This is a genomic window from Oleiphilus sp. HI0117 (genome assembly GCF_001635235.1).
The window spans coordinates 1-440 of record NZ_LWGA01000563.1; the positions used below are offsets into that span (position 1 = coordinate 1).

Annotated in this window: 1 protein-coding gene; it reads right to left on the minus strand. The window is 49.1% G+C overall.

Annotated elements, in window-relative coordinates:
- On the minus strand, nucleotides 1-440 hold a 440-nt coding region (locus A3757_RS06210), incomplete at both ends, for a pseudouridine synthase (protein WP_231878235.1).

Here is a 440-nt window from a genome sequence, read left to right on the forward strand (position 1 = left end):
CTTTTTGCGGTTTTTAGGGCTGCGTGCAATAGGCTCGTTGATGGTTCCGCCGCCCGTCATGACTCCTGCAGCGATAGCTTCGTATTCTCTGCCCATTTCGCGACTTTGAAGTTGTTCAACAATATGGGCGTGAGCTGTTAGTGTTTTAGCGACCACCATTAAACCGGTCGTGTCTTTATCCAGGCGGTGAACGATACCGGCCCTGGGAACGGCTTTGATATCAGGAAAGTGATGCAGCAAGGCGTTAACTAAAGTGCCTGAGTGGTTACCGGCGGCGGGGTGAACTACCATTCCAGCTGGTTTGTTGATGATCAGAATGTCTTCATCTTGATAAACGATATCAAGCGGGATGTCTTCAGCAAGCCACTCTCCCTGACTTTCAAGCTCGGCTTTCACTTCAATGAGATCATTTATTTTGACTTTGTCTTTGGACCGCGCGA